Here is a 26555-nt window from a genome sequence, read left to right as displayed (position 1 = left end):
AATGTTTGATGGAGTTGATTTTAGCAAGATGACAGATATGCTCGAAGAGCTTCAAAACAAGGCAAAAGAGCTAGAAAATGAAAACGATAATAAAGAATTTTCTGTAAAAAGTGGTGCTGGAATGGTTGAAATAAAGATAAATGGTAAAGGCGAAGTTATGGATTTAAACATCGATGATAGCTTGCTTGAAGATAAAGAGAGCTTGCAAATTTTACTTATTTCAGCGATGAATGATGCTGTAAAACTCATAGAAAATGAAAAGAAAAACCTAGCTTTAAAGATGATGGGCGGGTTTGGAAATTTAGGTAACTTTGGAGAGCAGAAGTGAAAGAGAAATTTGAAAGCTTTTTAAAAGCAAACCAAATTCAAGCTAAAAGTTATCACCCTTACTACGAAGAAGCACTTAATTACATGCTTTTAAGCGGCGGAAAACACTTTCGTGCTCAGCTACTTTTAGGCGTGGTTGAAACTTTAAATCCAAGTAGGATTGATAGTGCTTTAAGAGTTGCTTTGGGTGTTGAGATGATACACACTTACTCGCTAATTCATGATGATTTACCTGTTATGGATGATTCGGATTTAAGAAGAGGGGTTTTAACAACTCATAAAAAATTTGATGAAGTTACGGCTTTACTTGTTGGAGATGCGTTAAACTCAAGAGCATTTTATGAAATTTCAAGAGCAAATTTAGAGCCAAAAGTAGCTATAAAATGTGTAGAAATTTTAAGTTTTGCTGCAACCCAGATGGTTTTAGGGCAAGCACTTGATTGCTATTTTGAAAAAAAGACTCTAAGTTATGAAGAGCTTAAAATTTTACACTCTCATAAAACTGGTGCTTTAATCTCTGCTAGTTTTGAACTAGGAGCTGTTATATCTGGAGTTAAAGATAGCTTGAAATTTAAAGAAGTAGGGCTAAAACTAGGACTTTTATTTCAAATAGTTGATGATATAATCGATGTAACTATGACAAAAGATGAAGCAGGAAAACCTACTCATCATGATGAAGATAAAAACTCATTTGTAAATTTACTAGGTCTTAAAGGTGCTCAAGATGAGCGAGATAAACTTATATCTGAGATAAAAATAGATGATAAAAAAGTTCAAAATTTACTAGATAACTTAATAGAAAAATACCTAAAAGGATAAAAATGTTAGAAAAAATCTCAAATACCATTAAATTTTTAAGTGCTGATATGGTTCAAGCTGCAAATTCAGGTCATCCTGGAGCACCGATGGGTCTAAGTGATGTGATGAGTGTGTTAATGAAATTTATAAACCACAACCCTAAAAATCCAAACTGGCTAAACCGCGATAGACTGGTTTTCTCAGGCGGGCATGCAAGCGCTTTAGTTTATAGTTATTTATATTTAACTGGCTATGATTTAGACCTTGATGATCTTAAAAATTTCCGCCAACTTCACTCAAAAACTCCAGGTCACCCAGAAATTACAACCCCAGGCGTTGAGATAGCTACTGGTCCTTTAGGTCAAGGCATTGCAAACGCAGTTGGCTTTGCTATGGCCTCAAAAACCGCAGCTAGTATGCTAAATACAGATGAGTTAAAAGTTATTGATCATAAAGTTTACTGTTTTTGTGGCGATGGGGATTTACAAGAAGGTATAAGCTATGAAGCGTGTTCTTTGGCTGGCAGGCACCTTTTGGATAATTTAGTTATCATTTATGACTCAAATGAGATAACTATTGAAGGATCAACTAACATCGCGTGGAGCGAAGATGTTAAGGCTAGATTTGAGGCGATGGGATTTGATGTAGCAAGAATTGATGGGCATGATTATGAGCAGATAGCTTTTGCTTTAGATGAAGCTAAAAACAAAGATAAACCTTATCTTATCATTGCAAATACTAAGATTGGCAAAGGAGCTTTAGAGCTTGAAGGAAGTGAAAAAACTCACGGTGCACCACTTGGCGAAGATATTGTTAAAAGAGCAAAAATCAAAGCTGGTTTTGATCCAGAGGTTAAATTTTTTGTAAGCGAAGATGTTTTGTTTGAAACAAGAATGGCGGTTGAAAAAGGTGATTTAGCTGAAGCTCTTTGGAAGGACTCTCTTAAAAATCTAAGTAGTGAGAAAAAAGAGCTTTTAAAAGCTCTTGAAAATCCAGATTTTTCTAAGATAGAATTTCCAGATTTAAAAGGTGAAAATTTAGCCACAAGAGATAGTAATGGTAAAATAATAAATGCTATTGCAAATGCTGTGCCTGGATTTTTAGGTGGAAGTGCTGATTTAGCGCCATCAAATAAGAGTGATTTAAAAGGTCTAGGGGATTTTCCATGTGGTAGAAATATCCATTATGGTATAAGAGAGCACGCTATGGCAGCGATAAATAACGCATATGCAAGATATGGGCTTTTTATACCGTTTTCGGCTACATTTTTTGTCTTTAGTGATTATTTAAAAACAGGTGCTCGCCTTGCTGCTCTTATGAGTTTAAGACACTATTTTATCTTTACTCACGATAGCATCGGCGTTGGTGAAGATGGTCCAACACATCAACCAATAGAGCATCTATCATCTCTTAGGGCTATGCCAAATTTTTATACTTTCCGCCCAGCTGATGGAAATGAAAATGTAGCTTCTTGGAAAATCGCTTTAAATAAAAACGCTCCTAGTGCTTTTGTGCTTTCAAGGCAGAAGTTAAAAGCACTTCCAAAGGCTAAATTTGGCGGCGTAGAAAATGGTGCTTATTTAATAGAAGAAAAGCAAAACGCTAGCATTACGCTAGTTGCTAGCGGAAGTGAAGTTCAGGTATGTTTAGAAGCAGCTAAAATTTTAAGTAAAGATAACATAACAGCAAATGTCGTTTCAGCTCCTTGTTTTGAGCTTTTATGTGGGCAAGATGATAGTTATATTAATAGACTTTTTGTTGGTAAAGTCTTAGCCGTTGAAGCAGCTAGTGCTTTGGAATGGTATAAATTTGCTGATGAAATTTACTCTATGAAGACATTTGGAGAAAGTGGCGCAGCTAGTGATCTTTTCAAGCACTTTGGCTTTACTGGTGAAAATATCGCTAAATTTGCCAAAGATCTACTTTAAAAAGCTATAAATTTATCATATCATTAAATTTGTTTTAATACTTTTGATGATATGATTAAAAATAGTTAAATTTTTAGTAGAAAGGAAATAGATGAGAAATTTTATTTTAGTAGCTTTTTTAGCTATATTTATCACAGGGTGTGCACAGTTTGCCAAAACAGAACCAACAGGCATGGCACAAAGAGTTATCTTTAGTGATGGAATAGAGCTAGTTACAACAGATATGTTTGATAGTGCACTTATGAAAGATAAGGACAACAACGCTTACTACTTAACTAGAAAGCCATCAGCAAATGGCATTTATATGGAAGATAAAAATGGTGTGAATATTCATTTTAAAGGAAAAGATGGTATAGTTGAGTTTAGTAAAAACAAAACTCAAAACATAACAGTAAAAGAAGAAATTTATCTTAATTAACTTAACGCAGGTGATTTACCTGCATTTTAAGGATAGATGTCCGAGTGGTTGAAGGAGCACGCCTGGAACGCGTGTGTGGGGCAACTCGCCGTGGGTTCGAATCCCACTCTATCCGCCATTAAAGCTTGTTTTCTCTTAACGCTTTATATTTATCTAAAATTTTAACCATATTATAAAGATCAGGTTCTGTGAAATTTGCAGTGATTTGCTTGGTTTTATTATCATAACTTATATAAAGCCTTAGCACGTAACCTGCCTTATAAGCCCACTCTCTTTTTAGCTCGTAAGATAAATTTTCAAGTTTTATGCTAGTGTCTTTTGTAAATAATCTTTTTACTGTAAAATACTCTTTATTTATGATAATTTTTTGGATATTTATGGTATAAAAAGAAACATACAAAGTTAAAATTCCAAAAATTAATAGCATAAAATCAAAGTGATTTTTCACAACCATAGCAACACTTATCAAAGTGCTCGTTCCAAAAAATAAAACTGTGCTAGAGTATCTAAGCATCTTTGGTTGATTATATATAAAATTTCCACCTTTTATCTCTCTAAAAGAGAGTTTTGATTTAAATAAAAAATCAAACATATAGTAGATTATTACAAAAACTACCATTATGAAAATATAAATATTAACTACTATTTCCATATAAAACCTTACTATTTATGCTGAAATTCTACCTAAATTTTACTAAAATTTAGATTTTTGTTTCCAAAATGATAAAGACTTTAGATACAATATTTGAAATTTTTATAAAGGATTTTAAATGGCAAATTTTATCATCAAAACTACCCCAACTGGCACTAAATTTGACTTAGACATAAATGGTCATATAGTCCTTACTTCAGAAGTTTATACTAGTTTGCAAGCTTGTAAAAATGGCATTGATAGCGTAAAGAAAAACGCTTCATTAAATAAAATTGATGATTTAGATGTAAAAGGCGATGAAGTCACAAATCCTAAATTTGAGGTTTATAAAGATAAAGCTGGTAAATTTAGATTTAGACTAAAAGCAAGCAATGGACAAGTCATTGCAACTAGTGAGGATTTTAAAGCCAAAGAGGACTGCTTAAAGGTTATTGATTTAATAGTTAAAAATGCTCAAAAAGCTGAAATTTTAGAGCAAGATTAGGCTAATTAAGAGTAGATTCATCTTGTTATGAAATATTAATAATAAATTCATAGCAGGTTAAAGTCATCAGAATATAATTTTGCCGTCCAACAAGATAAAAACCTCCTTTTTGTAGAAACCAGGTGTTTAACACCTGGGTCTTTTATAAAACTACAAAATTTCACAAATTATTCAAAAATTAACTTTATTTTAAATTTTATAGTAAAATACCTTAAAAATTTAAGGAAATTTATGCTTACACATATTGATGAAAAAAATAGACCAAAAATGGTTGATGTCACTCCAAAAAGTGAAACTTTAAGAGTAGCAACAGCAAGTGGCATTATCAAGATGAATAAAGATGCTTTTAGTGCTATCAAAACAAACACCGCAAAAAAGGGTCCAGTACTTCAAACAGCCGTAGTTGCGGCTATTATGGGAACTAAAAAAACAAGCGAGCTTATACCAATGTGCCATCCGCTTCTAATAAGCAGTGTTGATACCGATATCGTAGAACTTAGTGAAATTTCAGCTTTTAAGCTTTTTGTGACTGTTAAAATAAAAGGTCAAACTGGCGTTGAAATGGAGGCTTTAACAGGCGTTAGCGTGGGGCTTTTAACGATATATGATATGGTAAAAGCTATTGATAAATCAATGATAATAACTGATATTGTTTTAGAAAGCAAAGAAGGGGGTAAAAGTGGCAACTATTTGCGAGCTTAACAATACCCCCGAGATTGATTATCCTTTGTTTTGGAGTTATAGAGTTATAGGAAGTGGTGATATTAGAGATAAAATTGAAAAAGTAGTAGCTAGTAAAGAGCATAAGATAAATTTCTCTAAATTTAGTAGTGGCGGGAAGTATATAAGCTTTGAAGTTAGCGTATTTGTTAAAAACGAAAATGAAAGAGTTGAGATTTTTAACGCTCTTAAAAGTATTGCAAAATTTGTGTTATAAAAAGGAAACTTAATGGAAAATTTAAAAAACAGACTTAATTTGGAGATAAATAGCAAATTTAAAGGAAAAAATTTAGAAGAGAAAAAGGCATTATGTGGCAAAATTTTTGAAAAAGCTTATGATGAGTTAAAAACTCAAGATTTGCTTAATAAAGATAGCCTTGAAACATTGCTATATATGCTAAAATCAGCCCTTATAAAAGAAGAAGAAGAAAGACTTTTAGCTCTTATTTACGAAGGCGAAAAGATAAGAAAAGAGATATCTTGTAGCGGTAGAGCTATAAAAGAGGCTATTTTTGAGAGTTTTGAAGACATTGAAAGCATTATAAAAGGTAAAAACACAATCGAAGCTCAAACTGTTTTATCTATCATAAATGAAACTTTAGTTGAGTCAGCCCAACTAACAGATGTGATAAAAGAGGTAAGCGAGAGCGTGTTTTTAAGTATTTTAGAAAATGGTGATGATGTTGAAGAGACCGCTTTTGAATTTAGCAAAAATATCGTTTATAAGACTTTAGGAGAGAGTGAGTTTAAAAAATACAATGCTATTTCTATTGCAAAAACCGTCCTTAGTACAGCTGTAAGCGTGGCAAATGAGAGTAAAATTTATACTTCAGATCTGCTTTGTGGAACAGTTGATGGCATTAATGCAGGCACTTTAAAAGCTATGGAAAAATTTAAAGATAGTATCAAATTCGCTCCTGATGAGATAAGCTTGGAGTTAAATGAGACTGTTAAAGAACTAGCTGGTATTGATAGTGAGTATATAGAGATTTTAAGAAGCTTAGCAGCTACTACGCAAGATCCAGCAAAAAGCGAACTAGAGACTATTTTAAAAAGAGATTATGATAACTATCTTGCTAAGATGGTTAGAATTTCAAGCGATGCAACAGCTAAACTTAGAGAGAGCTTAGAAAAGGTAGAATTTGGCGATAGTTATAAAGAATTTAGTAAAATTGCTTCTGAAAAACTTGATGAACTAAAGAAAAAAGGCTCTAAATTTTTAAATGATTTTGACTTTGATGAGAAGATCGAAAGCCTTAAAAAAGAGATGGCAGAACTTGATAAAAATATAAGGTCTAAATTTAGTAAAAACGAAAGCACAAAAGAGCTTGCTGATAGGGCATTTGAAGCATCAAAAGATAAGGTAAAAAAGAGTAAAGAAACTAGCCAGAGTGTACCAGATAGCAAAGATGAGGTTAAATGATAAAGGCATTTTTTAAAGATAAAAAATGGGCACTTTGGGCGTATGGCGGCGTAGTTTTTATACTCCTTTCGCTTGTTTTTCAAACTCAGCTAAATGTAGCGATAAATGACTGGTATAAAGATTTTTACGACATGATGCAAAATATCCAAAATCACACTTTAGATCAGTTTTGGGCTGAGATTTGGCGGTTTTTATATATAGCGATGCCATATGTTATAGTCTATACCATAACTACATTTTTTGCGAGTCACTGGGCATTTAGGTGGCGTGAAGCGATTACATTTTCATACCTTTCTAAGTGGAAGGAGTGTGAAGATGATATCGAAGGAAGTAGCCAAAGAATGCAAGAAGATGTATATAACTTCGCTAAGATTATCCAAAGCTTAGGAGTTAGAGTTGTAAGGGCTTTTATGACTTTGATAGCTTTTATACCGATACTTTGGGCATTAAGTGATAAGATGCCAATTGAGTGGCTAAGAGAGATTCCTGGAAATTTAGTCTGGATAGCTCTTATTGTTAGTATAGGTGGAATTATAGTGTCATGGTTTGTAGGTATTAAGCTTCCAGGTCTTGAGTATAATAATCAAAAAGCAGAAGCAGCCTTTAGAAAAGAGTTAGTATATGCTGAAGATGATAAGGTAAATTTCGCTGCAACTCCAACTATTTTTTCGCTCTTTACTGGTCTTAAAACCAACTATTATAGATTATTTTTACACTACGGGTATTTTAATATTTGGCTTATTTCGCTATCACAATTTATGGTCATTGTGCCATATATGATAATGGGTTCAGGGCTATTTACTGGGCTTGTAACTCTTGGAATTTTGGTTCAAGTAAGCAATGCTTTTTCTCAGGTTAGAGAGAGTTTTAGCGTATTTATAGAGAACTGGACGACGATTACGGAGCTAAGAAGTATTCACAAAAGATTAAAGGAATTTGAAGAAAACATCGGATATTAAAGGAGATAAGATGAAAAAATTCATTTATGCAGTTGTGATAGCATTAGTTATCACAGGTTGTGCATCAACAACAAATTCAGGTGCAGTTGGAGTTAACCGCTCTCAAATGATGTTAGTAAGTGCTGCTGAAATGGATAAAGGAGCAGCCATGGCTTATACTAAAATTCTTAGAGAATCAAGTGCTAAAAAAGCTCTAAATGTAGACCCAGTTCAAACTAAAAGAGTCCAAAAAATCGCAAAGAATTTAATAAATCATGTAGATGTCTTTAGATCTGATGCTAGAAATTGGAACTGGCAGATAAATGTTATCAAAAGCGATGAAGCAAATGCATGGTGTATGCCTGGTGGCAGGATGGCTGTGTATACAGGAATCATAAATAAATTAAAACTAACAGATGCTGAGCTTGCTGCTATTGTAGGTCATGAGATGAGTCATGCTTTAAGAGAGCACAGCAGAGAAAAAGCAAGCCGCGATCAGCTTAAAAATGTAGGAATTTTTGCTGTTGGTATAGCAACAGGAAGCAATGAAATAGCAAATTTAGCCAACATGGCTGCAACATATGCTATTTTACTACCTTTTTCAAGAGAACAAGAAACAGAAGCTGATAATATTGGAACTGAACTTATGGCAAGAGCTGGGTATAATCCAAATTCTGCTATAAATGTATGGAAAAAGATGTCAGCACTAAATTCAAAACAACCATTAGAATTTATGTCAACTCACCCATCTCACTCAAGCAGGATAGCAAATTTAACTAAAATAGCACAAAAGCTTAACCCGATATATCTAGCAGCTAAAAAGAACTAAATTTGATATATCTTGTTTTAGCAGTTGTTGCAAATGTTTTAGTTTCAGTTTTGCTAAAGGTTACTAAGACTTTAAAAGCAGAGGTTATGGTGCTTTTTAACTACGCCTCTGCTAGTTTGCTCACTTTGTTTGTTTTTCACCCAAATTTAGCAAATTTAACACAGATAAAATTTCCATATCTATTCTTAATTCTTGGAATTTTGCTTCCAAGTGGCTTTATTATCATGGCAAGAGCTGTAAAATTTACAGGGATTGCTAGAGCTGACTCGGCAGCTAGGCTTTCTTTGTTTTTACCCATAGTTGCATCTTTTTTATTTTTAGGACAAAAGCTAAATTTAGGACTTTTTATAGCTATATCACTAGCGTTTTTAGCGATATTTTGTTTAGTTTATAAAAAAAGTAGCACTTATAGAGGCGGTTCGTTATATCTATTTTTAGTGTGGATTATTTATGGCAGTTGTGATATTATATTTAAGCTTATTTCAAAGCAAGGTGGCGAGTTTTCTGCTACTTTGTTTATAGCTTTTATTTTAGCTTTTGTATTGCTATTTTCTTACCTTAAATTTAAAGATGTAAAATTTGAGATAAAAGCTGTTTTACTGGGTCTACTTTTAGGAGTGCTAAATTTCTTAAATATTGTTTTTTATATCAAAGCTCATCAGACATTAAAAGATAATCCATCTTTGGTATTTACAGCTATGAATATTGGAGTGATTTGTGTTAGCCTTTTAGTTGGAAGTTTGGTTTTTAAAGAGCAGTTAAACAGGCTAAATTTTGCTGGCATACTGCTTGGAATTATCTCTATAATGCTACTTATGGTTTTTGGCTAAATTTAAATCAAAATTTTATATAAATTTTAAAATTTTTGATATAATCAGATTATTTTATTTTTAAGGATATATAATTGGACACGGATAGTTCGGGTTTGATGCTTTTTTTAGCCTTTGTTTTTGTGTTTTTAAACGCTTTTTTTGTTCTTTCTGAATTTGCGATAGTTAAAATTCGCAAAAGTAAACTCGAAGAGTTGGTAAATGATGGTGTTAAAAACGCCAAATTAGCTCTTAATATTACAAATTCTCTTGACTCATACTTAAGTGCTACTCAGCTTGGCATTACTATTAGTTCTCTTGCTCTTGGTTGGATAGGAGAACCAGCTGTAGCAGGTCTTATAGAAGCTCCTGTTGTTATGATTTTAGGTGAGAGTTCTGTTGCACTTCATAGCATATCTTTTATCATTTCTTTTACCCTTGTTACGCTTTTACATGTTGTTTTAGGGGAGCTTGTTCCAAAAAGTATAGCCATAGCTAAACCTGAAAAATCAGTTCTTTTAATAGCACAACCACTTCATGCATTTTGGGTTATGTTTTCGCCTTTTATTAAAATTTTTGATGTTTTAGCTCAAGGAATTTTAAAGCTTATTGGTATCAAACCAGCTGGTGGTGGCGAAGTTGCTCACTCTGAAGAAGAGATTAGATTTATCGTTGGTGAAAGCCTCAAAGGCGGTGTTCTTGATAGTGTAGAAACTGAGATTATAAAAAATGCTATTGATTTTAGTGATACAGTTGCAAAAGAGGTTATGACACCTAGAAAAAATATGGTTTGTTTAAATAAGCAAAAAAGCTATGAAGAGAACTATAAGCGAGTTTTAGAGTCTAAATTTACTCGTTTTCCATATGTTGATGGTAGTAAAGATAGCGTTTTAGGCATGGTTCATATAAGAGATATTATCCAACAAGATGGCGAGAAAGACTTTGATAAGATAGTAAGAAAAATTTTGATTTTTCCTGAAAATGCCTCTATTGCTTCGATTTTACCGATGATGAATAAAGAGAGAATTTCAGCTGGGCTTGTTATAGATGAGTTTGGTGGGACTTCAGGACTTATTACTATGGAAGATATTATTGAAGAAATTTTTGGCGATATAAACGATGAGCACGATGATGCTGAACTTGAGTATAAAGCTATACAAAATGGCGTTTATGAGTTTGTGGGAAAAGCTTATTTAGAAGATGTTTCTGATATTACGGGTGTTAAATTTGAAGATGATGTTGAAGAACTAACTATTGGTGGTTATGTTTTTACTCTTATAGGAAGACTGCCTGAAGTTGGCGATAAAGCTGTGGATGAAAACTGTGAGTATGAAATTTTAGAGATGGATGGAAATAGCATAAGTCTTGTAAAAATTACAATAAAATCAGAAAAGAGTAATGATGAAGAAGATAGTAGCGGTAGTTTGGATAGCTAGTATATTTATTTTTATTGGATGCAACAAAGATAGTAGCACTAGCAAAGAAGTGGTTAGTTATGAAAAGATATCTAAGGAAGATTTGCCCAAAAATGATGATATAGCTCAAAACAGTTTATCTCAAAAAATAGCTGGAGAATCTGTAGTAAACTATTTTGATAATCACTGCTCAAGCTGTCATGGAAACTATGGTGAAAGAAGTGCTTTAAGTAGAAGTAGAGTTATAGCAGATTTAAGCGAAGATGAGATAAATTTCGCTCTTAAGGGCTTTAAAGATGGAACTTATGGTGGAGAGTTTGCAGCTACTATGAAGGCAAATATTAAAAATCTCAAATATGAAGAGCTTAACTCATTAGCTAAATATATAGCTAATGAGTTATAGAAAGGTTGATTTTTGAAAAATTGTTTTATAATTTTAATGTTTATAGCTCTTTTTTTAACGGGGTGTGATAACAACAGCGAATCATCAAAGATAGATGAGGCTAAAAACGAATTCCAAGATAGTTTAAAAAGGAGCGTAGATGCGGCTAATAAACTAGCGGAAGAAAGCTTAAAAGAGGTAAATAAAAGTATTGAAGATTTTAAAGAAAATATAAAAGAAGAGACTTCAAAATCTATAGATATAACAATAAATACCTTTAATAACGCTACAGCTAGTGCTAAAAAGAGCCTAAAAGAGCTAAAAAGTGATGCGAATAAAACAATAAATTCTATGATGAACAAGCTAGAAGAGTCTGATATAAACGCCACTACTAAAAGCTTACAAAAAGATATAAACGATACCTACAACTCCATAAAAGATGATATTTTAAAAGATTTAAATAGTAGTAAAGATGGAGCAAAACGCCAAAGTGCTCCACTTTTTATATAATAACTCCATTTAAATCTGACCTAGGACTTATCCTTAGGTTTTTATAGTCTATAAATTCTTTCTTTTCATACTTATCTACCCCAGCTCTTGCTATCATAGCAGCATTATCAGAGCAAAATTTAAGTGGTGCAAAAAGTAGGTTTGTGTTATATTTGGTGGATATTTTTTCTAGTTCGCCGCGGAGCGTTTGGTTTGCACTTGCACCGCCAACTACCCCAAAATTTTCAAATTTATATATGTCAAATACTGTTTTTAGCTTGTCAATGATATGTTCCGTTGCTGCTTTTTGAAATGAAAATGCAACTTTTGAAATTTCATCTTCACTTAAATTTTTACCCAAATTTTCTATAGCTAAACGAACTTGATTTTTAAGCCCTGAAAAACTATACTCAAGGCGTTTTTTATTGCCCTTTAACGGCACTGTAAATTTATACATATCATCTACACAGCCTTTAGCAAAGCTTTCTATAACAGCCCCTCCTGGATAGCCAAGATTCATCATTTTAGCCACTTTATCAAAGCTCTCTCCATAACTATCATCAGTTGTGCTAGCTAAAAGAGTGATTTTACCGTGGCTATCTATATTTAAAACCATAGTATGACCGCCACTTACTAGCAAAATTCCAAGTGGAAGTTTGATTTTTTGATCTAAAAATAGCGAGTAAATATGACCGATGAGGTGATTTATAGCAATTAGCGGGATATTTAAAGATATACTTAGAGCCTTTGCCATGCTAACTCCAGCTATCAAGCTTACGCTAAGTCCAGGCTCATTTGTTACAGCAATAGCTTTTATATCCTCAAAATATGGCTTTAAATCAAGAGCTAAATTTGGCAAAGCTGCTGTGTGAAGTCTAGCAGCAAGCTCAGGAACAACACCACCAAATTCAGAGTGTCTACTCTCTTGTGAGATTTTTTTGTATAAAACCAACTCATAAGTTTTAGCGTCCATTAACGCAACCGAGCTATCATCACAGCTACTTTCAATGCCTAAAATCAAATTTTTTTCCATTTTTAACCTTAAAATTTTTCTTTAATTTTAGCGTAATTGCCATAAATTTTTATAAATTATTATATTTGTAAAAATTTTATAAAAACTTAATTAATAAAATGAAAAATTAATTAAATTCAGCTAAAATAAAACTAAATTTTTATAAAATATTTGTTAAATTTGATTTTACAAAAAAGGCAAAACAATGAAAAAAATAGTTCTATTTTTAGTTTTTTGCTGTAGCGTGGCGTTTGGGAATTTAGACCCAAACGCCTATCCAGCAAACAAAACCGGCTGTCTTAGTTGTCATCAAGGAATTGAACCGATAAAAGATCACGATTCTGACATGGCACAGCAAATTTATGCGATGGGAAGTGCTTTTGGCGATCCAAATGGCTGTATAATCTGCCATGGTGGAAATCCAAATGAAGCAAAAGATAAAAATATCGCTCATGGAAAATCTCCTGATGGTGCGATGCTTGAGTATTTTACTCCAGCTCCTGGGTCATTTGCGCTAAATGATAAAACCTGTGGGCTTTGCCATTTTGAGCAAATTTCAAGTATGAAAAAAGCGATGATGAACACTGATGCTGGAAAGATCAAAGTTATAACTTATGGCTGGGGGCTTGATAATGATGATTTCTTGCACCGCTATGCAAATCATGAAACGATCGATGAGGACGGCTTTGAGCCAATTTATGGCACTGATGAGTATAAAAAATATACAATGGCTTTGGTTGAACTTCATAAAGATCAATTTCCTGCAAAGCTTGATAAAATTCCTCAAGCCAACTTAAACACCATAAAAGAAAATCCAAACGAGGCAGCTTATAGCTACCTTAGAAATTGTAACGCTTGCCACTTAGAGTCAAAAGGAAAGCAAGTAAGAGGGCATTTTAGAGGGCTTGGGTGCTTTGCATGTCACGCTGTTTATGGAGCGGAAGGCTACTATGAAGGGGGCGATCCAACTATTGATAAAACCAAAAAAGGTCATATGCTAGTCCATACGATGCAATCAGGCGAAAACTCAAAAGTAAAAGTAAATGGTAAGGAATACTCAGGCATACAAATTTCAACTTGTAATGCATGTCACAGCTCAGGGCGTCGTGTAAGCTTGCAGTATCAAGGGCTTTTTGCGGTTGATAGAGGAAGTGCGTATGTGCCATTTAACGATGATGGAACACTTCAACAACCAAATGGGACTTATCTTTATAAGCACATTAAAGCAGATGTGCATTATGACGCTGGGATGCTCTGTCAAGACTGCCACACAAGTCCTGATATGCACGGCAATGGAAACATCGGCACAGTCGCACTTGGAGAAATAGAGATAGAGTGTAGTGATTGCCATGGAACACCTACAAAATATCCGTGGGAGTTAGCTTTGGGTTATGGGGACGAACTTCTTGATCCAAATAAAGTTACTAATGAGATCAAAGATATGCTGTTTAATCAAAGGGGGCTTGGAAAAGAGCCACTTTCTCAAACTTCAGCACATACCAAAATTTATGAGCCAAAAGATGGATATTTGCTAAGTGCAAGGGGAAATCCTTTGGGTAATGTGGTAAAAGATGGGGGTAAAGTCGTGCTTCACTCAGCTTCTGGAAAGACCTTGGAAGTGCCACTTTTAAAAGATATAGAAGATAAAAATTTATGGAAAAACCAAAAGGGAAGACTTGCTATGGTTGGGGCTTCAAAACACCTTGAAACGATGGAATGCTACGCATGTCACTCAACTTGGGCGTCGTCATATTACGGATATGATTACAGCGTGGATTACTCAAAAGACAATAAATTCGTTGATTGGATAGAATCAGCTGAGAAAATAGCAAAAGATGGCACTCCAAGTGATTATTATGGCGATCCTGTTATGCAGCCAGGTGGCTCAACTGGGAATTACTCACATGCTAGGTGGGAAGATCCAGTTTTAGGTATAAATGGCGAAGGTAGAGTTACACCACTAGTTGGCGTTATACAAACGGTTGGGACTGTGATCGCACCAGATGGCGAGATCGCACTACTTAATAATGTCGCAACAAATAAAGATGGGATTGTAACGATTGATATGCAGCCACTTAATCCTCACACTTCTACAAGGCAGGCTAGAGAGTGTGAAGAGTGTCATCAAAACCCACAAACTATGGGCTTTGGTATGAGATATGGATTTTACGATGCAAATCCTAGTGAGCCATTTTATATGGACGCTAAGGGCGAAGATGGTAAGCCTTTAAGCAAACATTCAACTCCGCAAATAAATGCTATTAAAAATCTACATAATGGCGACTTTATGCAAATTTTAGATGAAAATGGCACCCAAAAAATGGCTGTTGATGCACACTTTGAAAAGTCATCTCCACTTACAAAAAGTATGAGAGATGAGCTTTTTAGGGATGATTATCTAAAACGAGCAAAAGATAATCTAAATAAGATTGATAAGAAAAAGAAATAGAATTTAGCCCCTTTTTGTGGGCTAAAATTTATTACAATACATTTTAAGACTTTTATAAATCCATACTAAAAAATGATACTTATTGAAATTCTTAAATTCCTACCTTTATAAGAGTTTAATATTTTGTATATCTAGTTTTATTAAATAAAATCAGACTTCTCTATATTTATTGCGATTTGTATGAGCGTGTTATAATTGGCAAAACTATTTTAAAATTTAATAACTATTATTTTTTGATAACTGATTTTAAAATTAAATTATTTATTTAAAGCTTTTATATATTTTAATTTTCTATTTAATTATTTTAAAAAACCTAGACTTGACTCTCAATTCTTATTTTTCAATAGACATTAAATTTAAAAAATTATAAATCTTAGAGATTGATAGTATTGTTATTTTGAAATATTGTGTAGTATAAATGGCCGGGAGAAAGGGATTCGAACCCCTGGAGGCTTTCACCTCAACGGTTTTCAAGACCGCCGCTTTCGACCACTCAGCCATCTCCCGATAATTATTGGAGCTATCATCGTAGTTATGCACAGCTCCATAAAGAGCTATCTTGTATTTTTTTCTACGTATTGAGCACCTTCATTAATGTCTTTTTTGACACCTTTTGCAGTGTTTGAACAGCCTACGAAAAATATAGATAGAGCCACAATAGCTAAAACATAACGCATACCTAACTCCTTGTTTTAGTTTTGGAGGCGACACTCGGATTCGAACCGAGGGTAAAAGCTTTGCAGGCTTCTGCCTTACCACTTGGCGATGTCGCCTTACAAATGCTCATCTAGTGGTGCCCGGAGCCGGACTTGAACCGGCACGGATGAAAAGATCCGAGGGATTTTAAGTCCCTTGCGTCTACCGGTTCCGCCACCCGGGCACAATTATAAACTCAAATATGGAGCGGGAAACGAGATTCGAACTCGCGACCCCAACCTTGGCAAGGTTGTGCTCTACCCCTGAGCTATTCCCGCAAAATATATGCTTTTTAATTGCGAAATGAAATGATATCAAATTTAACCTTAAAATTTTATTTATTTTGTAAAAATTTGCTTATTTAATTCAAAATAAAGAAATAATAAGATAAAATTACGACTCTTTTGGGGTTATAGCTCAGCTGGGAGAGCGCTTGAATGGCATTCAAGAGGTCGGCGGTTCGATCCCGCTTAACTCCACCAATTTTTTAAATTTAAAGCGATGCAATCCTTATAAGATTCTTAAAAATTTATTTATATATTTTATTTAATTACCATTTTAATGCTTTTAACATATAATTCTATAAACTTTATGGTTAAGGAGAGATGCATGAAAACAATTCATATAGTCATCGCTAGTATGTTAGCTTGTAGTGTTGCTTTTGGTCTTGATTTGGCACTAGATAATCAAAAAAAGCAAACAGGCACCAGCCTACCTGTAGCAGAGTGGAAACTTCCACCAGCATTTGATGAGTCGGGCGTTTTAGATGAGAGCAAACTTCCAGATTCACCTTATGGCGATATGGTAAAGTATGGTTATAAATTAATCTCTCAAACACATAACTATATCGGTCCAAATGCAAAAGATGAGTCAAAACGCTACGCTGGAAATCACCTATCCTGTAATAGCTGTCATGCCCAAGGCGGAACCAAACAGTACTCAGCTGGATTTATTGGTATTACTGCAAGATTTCCACAATACAACGCAAGAGGCGATAAAATCGTAAGCTTAGAAGATAGAATTAATGGCTGTATGCAAAGAAGCATGAATGGTAAAACTTTGCCACTTAACTCGCCAGAAATGCGTGCAATTGTAACATATATGCACTATTTAAGCGTAGGCGTTCCAGTTGGTGCTAACATCAAAGGTCAAAGCCTTAAAAAAGTAGAACTTCTTGATAGACCAGCTGATCTTGCTAAAGGAAAGGTGGTTTATGAGACTCACTGCACAGTTTGTCATGGCGAAAACGGCGAGGGTATGAAAAATCCAGAGTTTGCTTCGGCAGATTACTACATCTATCCACCATTATGGGGTGATGATAGCTACAACACAGGAGCTGGAATGTATAGGATGATAAAAGCAGCACAATTTATAAAACAAAATATGCCACAATTTAATGAAATTCTAACAGATGAAGAGGCGTTTGATGTGGCAGCTTATATCAACTCCAAACCTCGCCCAATAAAAGATGGCAGAGAAAATGATTTTCCAAATAGAAAGGTAAAAGCTATAGATATGGATGTTGGACCGCACGATGATAAATTTAGCGATGAGCAGCATAAATATGGACCTTTTAAAGAGATGAAATACTAAAACTAAAAGCTAGGTAAATTTACCTAGCTTTCTATCTTTAATAGTTAAAATTTTGTTTTTGATTTGAAACTAAACTATGCTATTATTAGGGTTTAGGAGTTTTAAAATGATTAATTTTAACCAAGAATTAAAAGATAGATATCCAGGAATTTTTGAGAAATATCCAAAATTTATATCAAATTCTTTTGTATGGTTGCTTAGAAAACTTTTTCATGAAGATGAGATCAATAACTTTTTAAAAGAAAATTCTCACCTTAAAAATGTAGAGTTTATAGATGCTGTTTTAAATTATCTAGGTTTTAGTTATAATATCGATAATATTTCAGTTGAAAACATCCCTACATCAGGCAGGGTTATATTTATAGCAAATCACCCACTAGGCGGACTTGATGCACTATCTTTAATGAGCTTTATAGGAAAAATTCGCCCAGATGTTAAGATTTTAGCAAATGAAATTTTATTAGCACTTGATCCAATAAGCGATATGCTAATACCAATAGACAACATCGGCGGCAAAAACTCAAAAGATGCTATAAAACAGATCGATGATACGCTTAAAAATGAAGGGGCTATTATAGTATTTCCAGCTGGAGAGGTCTCAAGAGTTGGTCCTTTTGGCATAAAAGATACTAAATGGAAAGGTGGATTTTTAAAATTTGCTAAAAAAAGAGAAGTCCCAATAGTTCCTATTTTTGTAAATGCTAAAAACTCAACGCTTTTTTATGCGGTTTCAGCCATACATAAACCTTTAGCTGGACTTTTGCTAGGAAATGAGCTATTTAATAAAAAAGGAAAAAGCCTAACTATAAAAGTTGGCGAAATGATACCGTTTAAAAACATAATCATGCCTGAAATTCGTAGAAATAGCGATACTTTAAAGCTTTTACAAAAGCATCTTTATAGCGTTGGTAAAGATAAAAAGCGAGTTTTTAAAACTCAAAAATGCCTTTTAAAGCCACAAAATAAAGATATTGTTAGTAAAGAGATAGAAGAGGGCGAGCTTTTAGGCGAAACCAAAGATGGCAAAAAGATATATCTTTGTAAAACTCCCACTAAAACCCCGCTTCTTTTAGAGATAGGAAGACTTAGAGAATTTACATTTAGAAAGGTTGGAGAAGGAACCGGAGGGGCTTATGATGTAGATGAGTTTGATTTTTATTATAAGCATCTTGTGCTTTTTGATGCAACGCAAAAAGAGATAGTTGGTGCTTATAGATTAGGTATTACAAACGAAATTAAGCCAAATTTAGATAGCAAAAAACTCTACACTCAAACTCTTTTTGAGTTTAAAGATGATGCTACGTATCTTTTTCAAGACTCAGTAGAGCTTGGTAGAAGCTTTGTTCAGCCTAAATTTTGGGGTACAAGAGCACTTGATTATTTGTGGTATGGAATAGGTGCTTATATAAGAAATTTTCCACAAACTAGGTATCTTTTTGGTCCTGTTAGCATAAGTGCAAACTACCACAAAACAGCGCGCGATATGATGATTTATTTTTATAAAAAACACTTTGGTTTAAGTGGCGATATTGTTTTATCTAAAAACAGATATATCATCCCAAAGCAAGAGTATAGCGAACTAGAAGAGCTTTTTAGTGGAAAAAACTACGAAGAAGACTTTAAAATTTTAAAAGAAAGTCTTGCGATTTATGGTCTTGGTGTGCCTACTTTATATAAGCAATACAGCGAACTTTGCGATGAAGGTGGGGCTAAATTTTTGGATTTTGGAGTAGATGTTGAGTTTGAAAACTGCACAGATGGGTTTATTGTTGTAGATATTGATAAGGTAAAGGATATTAAGAAAAAACGCTATATTGACGATAGTTTAAAAGCAGAATAAATTTGCTAAATTTGGTGTATAATCACTATTTTTAAAAGGATTAATAGATGGAATTTAGTGTAAAAAATGTTAAGTTTAGCAAATTTGACATAAACTCAAAACCTTTAATGGAAGAGTATTTGCTAAGGCTTGGTGAGGATTTACAGGTTGATATAAGTGATTATACCTTTGCTTCAAATTTTATATGGCTTCAAAATGTGAGTGGTTTTTATGCTATAGTTGAAAATAGCTTTTGTCTTTTTGCGATGAGTGGTGGAGAACTAAGCATGCTACTACCTCCACTTGGTAGAATTTCAGACCTTAAAAACGCAATATTAAAGTGCTTTGAGCTTATGAATGATAATAACTCAAGTCCATATCTGTCAAGGATAGATTATGTTGCTGAGAGTATTTTAGAGAAATTTGCTACTTCTTTGGATGAGAGTGCAAATATCTTTGATGTGTTTGAAGATTTTGTATTTGAAAAGGCTTTAAATGATTATATTTATAAAAGTGATGATTTAATAGAGTTAAAAGGCAATGCCTACCACACTAAAAGAACTGAAGTTAACAAATTTAAAAAAACTTATCCAAATTTTAGAGTTGAAAGATTAGACCCTTTAAAACACAAAGATGAGATCATAAATTTATCAAATATCTGGGCAAAAGAGCGTATAAAATATATGCCAAAAGAAAGAACTGATGAGTTTATGGAGGGAATTTATCAAGAAAATGTAGCTATAAAAAGAATGCTTACTTACTATAAAGAGCTAGAACTTATCGGAATTGTTTTATATATAGAAGGTGAGATGAAAGGTTTTACTGTTGGTGAGATGATAAATAAAGGTGTAGCTAGTGTTTTGATAGAAAAGACTGATTTTGAGACTTTGGGGTGTGCTCAGTTTATATTTAGAGAATTTTCTAAGGTTTTAAAGGATAAATTTGAGTGTGAGTTTATCAATGTTGGCGATGATATGGGCTTTAGCAATCTAAAAAAGGTAAAAATGAGTTATCGTCCACATAAACTTGACATAAAATATACCATTTACCAAAAATGAGAAAAGCTACAAACGCAGATGTAAACGCTCTTTTAAAGATAGAAGAAGAGAGCTTTAGTGAGTTTAAACTAAGTAGAGCTAGTTTTTACTATCATATAAAGCGAAATTTCTTAGTTGTTTATGAAAAAAATGGTGAAATTTTAGGCTATGCTTTGGTTTTTACTTATCTTAAAACACCTCGTATCTACTCTATAGCTGTATCAAAAAGTAGTAGAAATTTAGGAGTTGGAAGTGAAATTTTAAACTATCTTACTACTAAATTTAACTCTTTAAGACTTGAAGTTAGAAGTGATAATAAAACAGCTATAAATTTATATAAAAAATTTGGTTTTAAGGTTATAAAAATACTTCCAAACTACTATGAAAATTGTGATGGCTTAAAGATGAAATTTCAAAATATGAAATGCAAAAATTTAAACAATTCTTAAGGCAAAATTTAGTACATTAATAAAATTTATAAAAGGATATAAAATGATAAGACCAACTCCGATTGATGAGATGATAAATTTAGATAAAGATAGATATTTTATCTCATCGACAGACACAAAAGGCATTATAACATCTGCAAATCCATATTTTAAAGGCATTTCAGGTTATTCTGCCGAAGAGCTTCTAGGTCAGCCACATAGTATAATACGCCATCCAGATATGCCAAGAGTTATTTTTAAGATTATGTGGGAGAGAATTCAAGCAGGTGAAAATATGGCAGCAGTTGTAAAAAACCTTGCAAAAGATGGTAGATACTACTGGGTTGTAACAGATTTTGATATTTTAAGAGATGATAAAGGCGATATAAAGGGCTATGTAGCATATAGAAAAGCTGCTCCACATGATACTATACAAGCAGTAATTCCTATATATAAAAAGCTCCTTGAGGTTGAAGCTACTGGCGGGATGGAGGCAAGTCAGATAGAGTTAACAAATATACTTAAAAGTATGAAAATGAGATATACTGATTTTATCGAGGGTGAGATTAAAAGAAGTGGATTTTTAAGATCTGTAGCTAGAAAACTTTTTGGAAAGTGGTAAATTTTACCTTGCTCTGATTGCGGGGCGTAGTTTATTTGCTAATAACCAAAATATAAATTTAAAACTTAAGCCTATAAATTTTCTCTAGGCTTAAAAATTTTAGCTTTTCTTAAATAAATTTAAAAGTTTTGAGCTAAGCTTTTTAAATAGGCTTTTATTTTTACTTTTACTTGCAAGATAAGACGCTACTTCGCTCCTGCCAAACATCACAGCAAAGGAATACGGTGTCATTCCAAGACCATTATTTTCATCTATATTAGCTCCATTTTCAACTAAAAGTTTTGCGATTTCTAAATTTCCTTTAAAGGCAACTCCTGCAAGTGGCGTTTGACCGCGGTCATTTTTCTTATCAACCAAAGCACCTTTTTCTAAAAGCATTTTAGTTGTCTCAAAATTTGCATTATAGCTTGCTAGCATTAGCAAAGTATCGCCTTTATCGTTGCTTAAATTTACATCAAGCCCCGCATCTATCATCTTTCCTAATGTTTTATACTCATTTGTTCTTGCAAAATTTAGTGCCATTTGGCAAAGTTCGTTAAACCTTGCCTTTTCTTCATCGCTTATTTGGTTTGAAAAGCTATTTTCACTCATCAAAAAGCCTTATTTTGAACAGCCACATTTTGATTTAAGTGCATTTTCCACACCTTTTGCATAATCAGGCGAAATTTTTTCAAAATGACCTAACGCTCTTTTTTTAACCTCATCACAAACGCCATCCATACTATCAGCGATATTGTTAAAAAGCTGATTTTTTTGGCACTCGCTCATTAGGTTAAATAACGCCCTTGGCTGTGAGTAGTAGTCCTCATCATCATACCCAAATCTTCCTGCAACACCATCAATTTCTAAATCTGGTTCTAAAAAGCTTCTATCTTCTTTTGGACCATTATAGCTATTTGGCTCGTAGTATTTTCCGCTTTCAACTTTATACATTCCGTTATTCATTGACCCACCAACTGTGTAGGTATTTACTTCATTTATTGGGCGATTTACTGGAAGTTGTGCGTAGTGTGTGCCAACTCTATATCTTTGAGCGTCTGGATAGCTAAAAGTTCTTGCTTGAAGCATTTTATCAGGGCTAATGCCGATTCCTGGCACAACATTTGATGGGCTAAATGCAGCTTGTTCGATTTCGTTAAAGTAATTTTGCGGGTTTTCATTTAACTCAAAATATCCAACATCAATTAATGGATAGTCTTTATGTGACCAAACTTTTGTTAGATCAAATGGGTTAAATCCACATGTTTTTGCCTCTTTTTCTGGCATGATTTGGATTTTAAAATTCCACCTTGGATAGTCTCCTTTTTCGATTGACTCATAAAGATCTCTTTGGTTGCTTTCTCTATCTTCGCCGATGATTTTTTTTGCTTCTTCGTTTGTTAAATTCTTAATTCCTTGAGCGGTTTTGAAGTGAAATTTAACCCAAAATCTCTCATTTTTATCATTTATCAAGCTATAAGTATGACTTCCAAATCCATGCATATTTCTAAAACTTGCTGGAATTCCTCTATCACTCATCAAAATCGTAACTTGGTGAAGGCTTTCAGGAACTAATGTCCAAAAGTCCCATTGAGCGTTATTTGATCTTAAATGAGTTCTTGGGTCTCTTTTTTGAGTGTGGATAAAATCTGGAAATTTATACGCATCGCGGACGAAAAACACAGGAGTGTTATTGCCTACCAAATCCCAGTTTCCCTCTTTTGTGTAAAATTTCATAGCAAAACCACGAACATCTCTTTCAGCATCTGCCGCACCTGCTTCGCCTGCAACGGTTGAAAATCTTATAAGCATTCTTGTGCTTTCACCTTTTTGTAAAACACTAGCTTTTGTATATTTTGAGATATCTTCTGTAATTACTAGCTTTCCATAAGCCCCACTTCCTTTTGCATGGACTGCTCTTTCTGGAATTCTCTCTCTATTTTGGTGTGCTAATTTTTCAATCAGTTTATAATCTTGCAATAAAACAGGACCATTTTTTCCTGCTGTTAGGCTGTTTTGATTATCAGCGACTACATTTCCTGAAGTTGTTGTTAATGTTTTTGACATAATCTTTCCTTTTAAATTTTAGTAAACGATAAATTTTATCGTTTGCATATTCTACTTCTATTTGATAAACATTAGTTAAATCAAATTAGTTCCAGAAATAATAAAGTTAACTTTAAAAATTTAAATAATAAATGCTTAATATCAGCATAAGTTAACTTACGATAGAATAGATAAAAATTTATTATAAAGGTAGAAAATGACAACTTATAAACCAACCCCAATTGATGAGATGATACAATTAGATAAAGAGAGATATCTCATCTCTTCAACCAATACAAAAGGAATAATAACTTCTGTAAATCCTTACTTTAAAAGCATTTCAGGGTATAAAGCTAATGAACTAGTTGGAAGTCCGCACAACATAGTTCGCCATCCAGATATGCCAAGGGTTATATTTAAAATGATGTGGGATAGAATAAAAAGTGGTAAAAATATGGCAGCAGTTGTAAAAAACCTTGCAAAAGATGGTAGATACTACTGGGTTGTAACTGATTTTCAAGTTCAAACAGATGAAAATGGAAATATATCAGGCTTTACTGCTTTTAGAAGAGCTGCTGATAATGACACTATAAAAACAATTACTTCCATATATGAAAAACTTCTAGACGCTGAACAAGTTGGCGGAATGGATGCAAGTGAGCATGAATTAAATATGATACTTAAACAAAAGGGTATGAGTTATAGTGACTTTTTAGAAGGCGTTATGAAAAAAAGTGGCTTAAGTGGTGCTTTTAAGGGCGTGTTTAAGAAATTTTTTGGTTAAGAAATTTTAAGGGCGATATTTCTAAATTCGCCCCTTATCTTTTTAAACGCTTCAACTAAAAGCGGATCAAAGTGCTTTGCGCTTTGGCTTATTATGATATCTTCAGCCTTTTCAAAACTATAACTTTTTTTATAATATCTTTCGCAAACAAGAGCATCATACACATCAGCTATAGCCATGAGTCTTCCTTCAAGTGGAATTTCTTCTCCTTTTAGCCCTTGCGGATAGCCACTTCCATCCCATTTTTCGTGGTGAGTATAGACGATATTTCTAGCTGAAATAAGAAATTTATTCTTAGTTTCAGACATTGATATGCTTTTTTCTATTATCTCTTTACCTCTTTGGACATGAGTTTTCATTATCTTCATCTCTTCTTCAGTGAGTTTTCCCTCTTTTTTTAAGATATCATCAGGTATTGCAACCTTTCCTATATCATGAAGTGGAACAGCTCTATATAAAATTTCAATAAATTCAGGAGTGATTATATCCTTATATAAGCCTTTTTTGTAAAGGTATTTACAAAGAGCTTCTATATAGCTTCTAGTTCTTATGATGTGCCCACCAGTTTCGCCATCTTTACTATCAACTACAGCTATCATACTAGCTATGGTTGAACGGTTAGCACTTTCCATATCTAAGATATGGTTTTTTCTCTCTATTACCCCTTTGTAAGCACCAAAAAGAGATAAAGCAACCATCGGTATGATAGAAGTCACTAAAAAATAACCAGCAGAGATGTAAATTCCTTTTTTTACAAAGATATATGCTATAGATGTAACCAAAAGAGATGCTAAACTAAAAAATACGATAGCATAAATATAGCCTTTTTTGTTGTATAAAAATATTAGTAGCATACTAAAAACCAAAGATAGAGCAAAAAAGATATTTTTAAAAAATATAGGATTTATAATTAGTGAGTCTTTTATAAAATTTTCCAAAAAAGAAGCGTGATAAAAAACACCTGGATACATAACTCCATCTGTGTTGATATAGTGATCATAAAGCCCTGTAGCAGTAGCACCAAGTATTACCAGTTTACCTGTTAAAATACTCTTATCAAAATTTGCATCTAAGATATCTACAGCAGATACTATTTTAAAATTTTTTGAATCATAAGGAGTGTTTAGTGTGGTTCCTTTTTTATTAAAATATCTTTTTTGACCTAAAAACTCAAGTTCTATTGTACCAAATTTAGCATTTTTTAGAGTCATATTTGGATCTATTTGCATCAACATAGCCATGGTTAAAGACGGCACGATAGCATCTTTATATCTTACAAAAGAGACGTTTTGCCTTAAATTTCTATCTATAGAGATTTTAGAGTTTATAAATCCATTTCCGCTAGCATTGTTATTTATAGTATCGTAGCTACAAAGCATCCCGCTAAATTTAGCTAAGTTTTTTATATTTTGATCGCTTTTTATGGTAGTAAATTTCTCACACTCTTTGTTGCTATTATCCATAAATGTTCCTAAAACGCTTTTGTTTGCACTTAGGGCTGAAGAGAGAATTTTATCATTATCTTGTAAAATATCTGGAACGCTATTTATATCTATACTAAGACCTAGGCTATGTTCATAAAATTTAGATATTTCTTTAAGCGATGTTCTATCCTTTTCTGCTAGTATCATATCAATGCCCAAAACAGCAGGTTTTGCCATAAGGATATTTTGAGTGATTTTAGCTGTTATTATTCTATTCCACGGCCACTGCCCCAAAGCACTTAAGCTTTTTTCATCTATAGCTACTATAATTACAGATTTTGAAGAAGTTTTAGTATCTTTACTAAACATATCAAAAATTTTATAGTCTATAAAAGTAACAAAGCTACTTTTAGCCACAAATGCCATTACAAGTAGCATCATAAGGCTATAAACTATAAATTTTAGATATCTCATCTTATTTGGATTTCAACCCGCCTATTTTTTGGTTCAAATACATTATCAGCTGTTTTTACTAGCAAATTTGACTCGCCAAAAGAGTATATATCTACTCTTGAGATATTTTCATCTTTAAAAATCCCAGCTACTTTTTTTGCTCTTTTTAAAGATACTTTTTTATTTATATCATTAGAACCAATCGTATCAGTATGACCTATTATAGATACTTCACAAGGATATCTATCTTTTATGGTTTGTTTTATTTTAGGTATGATTTTTAAGGATTTTTCATCAAGAGAGTCTGAATTTGTGAAGTATAGTTTATAGCTTATTGGCTTATCTACACTTACTTTTATGATAGAGCCAAATTTATCCTCTACTTCGCTATTATTAAGAACTCTTTTTTCATTTTGGTTTATGTTGTTTATTGATAAATACTCATTTGGAGTGCTTAAAAGCTCACTTTTATAAGCGGTTTTAAGCGTTATAGATGAGGTTTTATTGCTATCAAGCAAGACTATTTGAGTGCTATTTTTATCTAAGAAATTTATACCAGCTATCAGAGCTAGCATCGCTAAAACTGCTTCCATATCTGACC

General features: G+C 33.2%; 28 protein-coding genes and 6 tRNA genes. 23 read left to right on the top strand and 11 right to left on the bottom strand.

Annotated features, from left to right (window positions below):
* Position 1 precedes the first annotated feature (1 nt).
* The 5 genes from CCORG_RS08090 to CCORG_RS08070 all read left to right on the top strand — a co-directional run bounded on the left by CCORG_RS08090 (position 2) and on the right by CCORG_RS08070 (position 3589).
* Positions 2 to 328: a YbaB/EbfC family nucleoid-associated protein gene (locus tag CCORG_RS08090; protein WP_025802003.1), complete on the top strand. Its 327-nt coding sequence runs from the start codon at positions 2 to 4 to the stop codon at positions 326 to 328.
* Complete coding sequence (locus CCORG_RS08085; RefSeq protein ID WP_025802001.1) at positions 325 to 1146, top strand: polyprenyl synthetase family protein; 822 nt, start codon at positions 325 to 327, stop codon at positions 1144 to 1146. Before CCORG_RS08090 ends, CCORG_RS08085 begins: the two co-directional genes overlap by 4 nt.
* Positions 1147 to 1148: 2 nt before the next feature.
* Positions 1149 to 3053 (top strand): transketolase, encoded by a 1905-nt coding sequence (gene tkt, locus CCORG_RS08080; RefSeq protein ID WP_025801999.1) that lies wholly within the window; start codon positions 1149 to 1151, stop codon positions 3051 to 3053.
* A 91-nt stretch (positions 3054 to 3144) separates the two neighbouring features.
* Entirely contained in the window at positions 3145 to 3471 is a 327-nt protein-coding gene (locus CCORG_RS08075; RefSeq protein ID WP_025801998.1) for a hypothetical protein, read from the top strand.
* A 30-nt stretch (positions 3472 to 3501) separates the two neighbouring features.
* Positions 3502 to 3589, top strand: a tRNA-Ser gene (locus CCORG_RS08070).
* Here the strand turns inward: CCORG_RS08070 and CCORG_RS08065 are convergent.
* Entirely contained in the window at positions 3590 to 4123 is a 534-nt protein-coding gene (locus CCORG_RS08065) for a hypothetical protein (RefSeq protein WP_025801996.1), read from the bottom strand.
* 118 nt (positions 4124 to 4241) lie between these two features.
* Between CCORG_RS08065 and CCORG_RS08060 the strand changes: the two genes are divergently transcribed.
* The 10 genes from CCORG_RS08060 (at position 4242) to CCORG_RS08015 (ending at position 11633) form a co-directional block, all read left to right on the top strand.
* A complete protein-coding gene (locus CCORG_RS08060; protein WP_025801994.1) occupies positions 4242 to 4607 on the top strand; it encodes a YegP family protein in 366 nt (121 codons plus the stop codon).
* A gap of 231 nt (positions 4608 to 4838) precedes the next feature.
* Positions 4839 to 5309, top strand: coding sequence for a cyclic pyranopterin monophosphate synthase MoaC (gene moaC, locus CCORG_RS08055; RefSeq protein WP_025801992.1), 471 nt, complete (start codon positions 4839 to 4841; stop codon positions 5307 to 5309).
* Entirely contained in the window at positions 5287 to 5544 is a 258-nt protein-coding gene (locus tag CCORG_RS08050; protein WP_025801990.1) for an HP0495 family protein, read from the top strand. Before moaC ends, CCORG_RS08050 begins: the two co-directional genes overlap by 23 nt.
* 12 nt (positions 5545 to 5556) lie before the next feature.
* The gene (locus CCORG_RS08045) at positions 5557 to 6750 is read left to right on the top strand and encodes a hypothetical protein (RefSeq protein ID WP_025801988.1); all 1194 of its coding nucleotides are present in this window, start codon (positions 5557 to 5559) and stop codon (positions 6748 to 6750) included.
* Positions 6747 to 7709 carry a putative transporter gene (locus CCORG_RS08040; RefSeq protein ID WP_025801986.1) on the top strand — a complete coding sequence of 321 codons (963 nt, stop codon included), beginning with the start codon at positions 6747 to 6749 and terminating at the stop codon, positions 7707 to 7709. Before CCORG_RS08045 ends, CCORG_RS08040 begins: the two co-directional genes overlap by 4 nt.
* Before the next feature lie 10 nt (positions 7710 to 7719).
* Complete coding sequence (locus CCORG_RS08035) at positions 7720 to 8517, top strand: M48 family metallopeptidase (RefSeq protein WP_025801984.1); 798 nt, start codon at positions 7720 to 7722, stop codon at positions 8515 to 8517.
* Positions 8518 to 8519: 2 nt separating this feature from the next.
* Positions 8520 to 9347, top strand: coding sequence for an EamA family transporter (locus CCORG_RS08030; RefSeq protein WP_025801982.1), 828 nt, complete (start codon positions 8520 to 8522; stop codon positions 9345 to 9347).
* A gap of 98 nt (positions 9348 to 9445) precedes the next feature.
* A complete protein-coding gene (locus tag CCORG_RS08025; RefSeq protein WP_034971352.1) occupies positions 9446 to 10762 on the top strand; it encodes a hemolysin family protein in 1317 nt (438 codons plus the stop codon).
* The gene (locus CCORG_RS08020; protein ID WP_025801978.1) at positions 10728 to 11144 is read left to right on the top strand and encodes a c-type cytochrome; all 417 of its coding nucleotides are present in this window, start codon (positions 10728 to 10730) and stop codon (positions 11142 to 11144) included. Before CCORG_RS08025 ends, CCORG_RS08020 begins: the two co-directional genes overlap by 35 nt.
* Positions 11145 to 11156: 12 nt before the next feature.
* On the top strand, positions 11157 to 11633 hold the full coding sequence (locus CCORG_RS08015; RefSeq protein WP_025801976.1) for a hypothetical protein: 477 nt from the start codon (positions 11157 to 11159) through the stop codon (positions 11631 to 11633).
* Here the strand turns inward: CCORG_RS08015 and tsaD are convergent.
* Complete coding sequence (tsaD, locus tag CCORG_RS08010) at positions 11626 to 12633, bottom strand: tRNA (adenosine(37)-N6)-threonylcarbamoyltransferase complex transferase subunit TsaD (RefSeq protein WP_025801974.1); 1008 nt, start codon at positions 12631 to 12633, stop codon at positions 11626 to 11628. The genes CCORG_RS08015 and tsaD overlap by 8 nt on opposite strands.
* A 196-nt stretch (positions 12634 to 12829) precedes the next feature.
* Here tsaD and CCORG_RS08005 point away from each other — a divergent pair, with 196 nt between their 5' ends.
* Positions 12830 to 15073 (top strand): hypothetical protein, encoded by a 2244-nt coding sequence (locus CCORG_RS08005; protein ID WP_025801972.1) that lies wholly within the window; start codon positions 12830 to 12832, stop codon positions 15071 to 15073.
* 419 nt (positions 15074 to 15492) lie between these two features.
* Here CCORG_RS08005 and CCORG_RS08000 read toward each other — a convergent pair.
* From CCORG_RS08000 to CCORG_RS07985, 5 genes are all read right to left on the bottom strand, one after another.
* A tRNA-Ser gene (locus CCORG_RS08000) sits at positions 15493 to 15580 on the bottom strand.
* A gap of 47 nt (positions 15581 to 15627) precedes the next feature.
* Complete coding sequence (locus tag CCORG_RS09060; protein ID WP_265092843.1) at positions 15628 to 15750, bottom strand: hypothetical protein; 123 nt, start codon at positions 15748 to 15750, stop codon at positions 15628 to 15630.
* Between the two features lie 22 nt (positions 15751 to 15772).
* Positions 15773 to 15846: transfer RNA gene (locus tag CCORG_RS07995), tRNA-Cys, on the bottom strand.
* Positions 15847 to 15864: 18 nt separating this feature from the next.
* Positions 15865 to 15953 (bottom strand) — tRNA-Leu (locus tag CCORG_RS07990).
* A gap of 19 nt (positions 15954 to 15972) precedes the next feature.
* A tRNA-Gly gene (locus CCORG_RS07985) sits at positions 15973 to 16047 on the bottom strand.
* Between the two features lie 128 nt (positions 16048 to 16175).
* Here CCORG_RS07985 and CCORG_RS07980 point away from each other — a divergent pair.
* The 6 genes from CCORG_RS07980 to CCORG_RS07955 all read left to right on the top strand — a co-directional run bounded on the left by CCORG_RS07980 (position 16176) and on the right by CCORG_RS07955 (position 21268).
* Positions 16176 to 16251, top strand: a tRNA-Ala gene (locus tag CCORG_RS07980).
* Between the two features lie 127 nt (positions 16252 to 16378).
* Positions 16379 to 17362: a c-type cytochrome gene (locus tag CCORG_RS07975; RefSeq protein ID WP_025801971.1), complete on the top strand. Its 984-nt coding sequence runs from the start codon at positions 16379 to 16381 to the stop codon at positions 17360 to 17362.
* A gap of 106 nt (positions 17363 to 17468) precedes the next feature.
* Positions 17469 to 19202, top strand: a complete 1734-nt coding sequence (gene olsF / locus CCORG_RS07970; protein WP_025801969.1) for a bifunctional ornithine lipid synthase OlsF — start codon at positions 17469 to 17471, stop codon at positions 19200 to 19202.
* Positions 19203 to 19249: 47 nt separating this feature from the next.
* Positions 19250 to 20239: a DUF2156 domain-containing protein gene (locus CCORG_RS07965; protein WP_025801967.1), complete on the top strand. Its 990-nt coding sequence runs from the start codon at positions 19250 to 19252 to the stop codon at positions 20237 to 20239.
* Positions 20236 to 20667 carry a GNAT family N-acetyltransferase gene (locus CCORG_RS07960; protein ID WP_025801964.1) on the top strand — a complete coding sequence of 144 codons (432 nt, stop codon included), beginning with the start codon at positions 20236 to 20238 and terminating at the stop codon, positions 20665 to 20667. The genes CCORG_RS07965 and CCORG_RS07960 overlap by 4 nt, the downstream gene beginning before the upstream one ends.
* A gap of 43 nt (positions 20668 to 20710) precedes the next feature.
* Entirely contained in the window at positions 20711 to 21268 is a 558-nt protein-coding gene (locus tag CCORG_RS07955) for a PAS domain-containing protein (protein WP_025801962.1), read from the top strand.
* Positions 21269 to 21367: 99 nt separating this feature from the next.
* Here the strand turns inward: CCORG_RS07955 and CCORG_RS07950 are convergent, their stop codons facing one another.
* Positions 21368 to 21859 carry an ankyrin repeat domain-containing protein gene (locus CCORG_RS07950; protein WP_025801960.1) on the bottom strand — a complete coding sequence of 164 codons (492 nt, stop codon included), beginning with the start codon at positions 21857 to 21859 and terminating at the stop codon, positions 21368 to 21370.
* A gap of 9 nt (positions 21860 to 21868) precedes the next feature.
* Entirely contained in the window at positions 21869 to 23314 is a 1446-nt protein-coding gene (locus CCORG_RS07945; RefSeq protein ID WP_025801957.1) for a catalase, read from the bottom strand.
* Between the two features lie 196 nt (positions 23315 to 23510).
* On the opposite strand from CCORG_RS07945, the gene CCORG_RS07940 reads away from it, so the two are divergent.
* Positions 23511 to 24077, top strand: a complete 567-nt coding sequence (locus tag CCORG_RS07940; protein ID WP_025801955.1) for a PAS domain-containing protein — start codon at positions 23511 to 23513, stop codon at positions 24075 to 24077.
* On the opposite strand, the gene CCORG_RS07935 is transcribed toward CCORG_RS07940, so the two are convergent.
* Positions 24074 to 25975 (bottom strand): CHASE2 domain-containing protein, encoded by a 1902-nt coding sequence (locus tag CCORG_RS07935; protein ID WP_025801953.1) that lies wholly within the window; start codon positions 25973 to 25975, stop codon positions 24074 to 24076. The two genes, CCORG_RS07940 and CCORG_RS07935, sit on opposite strands and share 4 nt — an antisense overlap.
* Positions 25972 to 26547, bottom strand: coding sequence for an OmpA family protein (locus tag CCORG_RS07930; RefSeq protein ID WP_025801951.1), 576 nt, complete (start codon positions 26545 to 26547; stop codon positions 25972 to 25974). The genes CCORG_RS07935 and CCORG_RS07930 overlap by 4 nt, the downstream gene beginning before the upstream one ends.
* Positions 26548 to 26555: the final 8 nt, after the last annotated feature.

It is taken from the genome of Campylobacter corcagiensis, assembly GCF_013201645.1.
In the GTDB taxonomy this organism is placed as follows: Bacteria; Campylobacterota; Campylobacteria; order Campylobacterales; family Campylobacteraceae; genus Campylobacter_B; species Campylobacter_B corcagiensis.
The sequence above is the reverse complement of the archived record's forward strand: the minus strand, read 5'-3'. Positions and strand labels throughout refer to the sequence as shown.